At 41.7% G+C, this 2107-nt stretch carries 2 protein-coding genes; both read left to right on the forward strand.

What is annotated here, in order from left to right; genetic code table 11:
* The first annotated feature begins 341 nt into the window (after window positions 1–341).
* A complete protein-coding gene (locus AC1DWB_RS33990) occupies window positions 342–1103 on the forward strand; it encodes a tyrosine-protein phosphatase (protein WP_477545492.1) in 762 nt (253 codons plus the stop codon).
* A 142-nt stretch (window positions 1104–1245) separates the two neighbouring features.
* Window positions 1246–2107: hypothetical protein (locus AC1DWB_RS33995; RefSeq protein ID WP_477545493.1), on the forward strand; the 862-nt coding region annotated here is incomplete at its 3' end.

The following is a 2107-nucleotide window of genomic DNA, read 5'->3' on the forward strand; positions in this document are numbered from 1 at the left end:
GTTCGAAGATATGCTAAAGAGCATTTTTATTAGTTATTCTCTGATGAAACTAATGATAATTACCGTACTTCTATTATGATTAGTTAAATAAGATGTAACCCACTATTACGTAACTTACAGTTATATCTATGAATAATTTATTCACCATACTTACCATTAAATACAAGTGGAAAAAGTGTCATACTTTCGCAATATTTCTCCGATATAGTGAGTAGTAGAAACTATTAACCGTGGCCCTCGTATAATCATTAGGTCCATAGTACTATCTACTGGAAATGTGTATAACCACACAGAAATTAACATAGCATTCAGCTATAATTACAGTGGAGAAGTGAGACACCATGATCGATCTACATACACACATCCTCTCAGGAGTGGATGACGGAGCAGAAACTATGGAAGATTCCCTGCTTCTTGCAAAGGCTGCCGTAGAAGATGGGATCCATACCCTCATCGCGACCCCRCATCATGCTAATGGCAAATACACCAATCCAGCTACAGATATTAGAATTCACGTTAGTCGACTGAACGAAGAACTCATCCAGGCTAACATTCCACTGCAAGTGCTGTGCGGTCAAGAAATCCGCTTGACGCCACAATTCCTTGATCAATGGGAAGCGGGTGAATTGCTTTGTTTACATGACTCCTCCTACATATTGCTTGAATTCCCATCCGGGTATATCCCGAGCGAAGCTTCCTCCGTCATTCACGAGCTCTCACTTCATAACATACAACCGATTATTGCGCATCCAGAGAGAAATGCAGAGATTGCCAATAATCCCGAGCTGTTGTTTCAATTAGTTGAACAGGGCGCTCTAGCACAAGTTACTAGTCACTCCGTAAATGGTTTTTTTGGCTCCAAGATTCAGCAGTTATCTCTCCAACTCTGTAAGCGGAATTTGGTTCATTTCGTCTCGACTGACGCGCACCACTGGAAGCATCGCAATTTTGATCTGAATCAAGCGTACACGCGTCTTGAACAACAGTTCGGAAAGGAAATGATCGAGACTTACAAAACGAACGCAGAAAGCATCATTACCAACAGACCTATTTCGATTCCAGAGCCCTTAACAACACGCAAGAAATGGTATCAGTTTTGGTAGTGAAATGGTTGGCAGTATTACCAGATATTATATTGATTTCTAGTGCAACAGGTGGTAAACTCTTTAGGTGTTCTGGTACATAAGTATGATTAGTAGTTGACTAATAAGATATTAATCGACAAATTACTCTAGAGGTGAGACTATGAAAATGTTTAAAAAAGTCGCAGCAACCACACTTGCTGCTAGTTTAGTAGCAGGCGGTTTAGTAGGCGTTCCATTGTCCCAGAAAGGTGTTTTTGGAGCATTTGGGATTCAGCAGGCTTCGGCTCAATTGCCAGCTTCGGCGGCAACTTTGGAAGCTAGGCTGAATGCAGTCTATTCAAAACTCACTGTTTCCGGTAAACAATCGGTTGCAACAGCTCAACAACAATTCCGAACGAATATTAATTCATCACAGACTGCTACATTGTTGGGGCCGGTTTGGACAAAAATCAATTCACTTGCCGATTCGAAAGGGAAAACCCCACTGGAAATCGAGCAATTGAAGCAAGATGTGTTCGGGATTGTTTCTCTCATATCTGGTATTGATTTTGCATTGGGATTTGATAATCTCGAACAAATAAAAACGAACTATTATAATAGCTTTGTCCTTTTAGCTAGTATAACTGATTCGCCGAGTGTTCCGGATTTCGAGGATTTTACGGTTCTCTTCAATGAATTGGAGGCACAAGCTGTAACTATTCTTCAGACTGCTGATTTGTCTGATCTGGGCTCACTAATGAACGCCACTGTGAAGAATGCGTTGAAATCTGTTGTGACCAATTCTTCAACCGTGACAGCTCAGATTATTAGAAATACGGGGTTAACTGGTAATGAAATTCTTACCGCAAAAGCAAATATAGAAGAGGCTGTTCCGGCACTTAAATCTGCGCGAAATGCAGTGGCGCTTGCCTATGCAATTGTACTCTTAGGTGGAGGGACTCAAGAACCGGAGCAGCCAGAAGAACCGGGAAATCCACCTGTTAACCCCCCTGTCAATCCTCCGGTTACTACACCTGGACCTG

This window comes from Paenibacillus sp. P4_E11 (assembly GCF_056401635.1).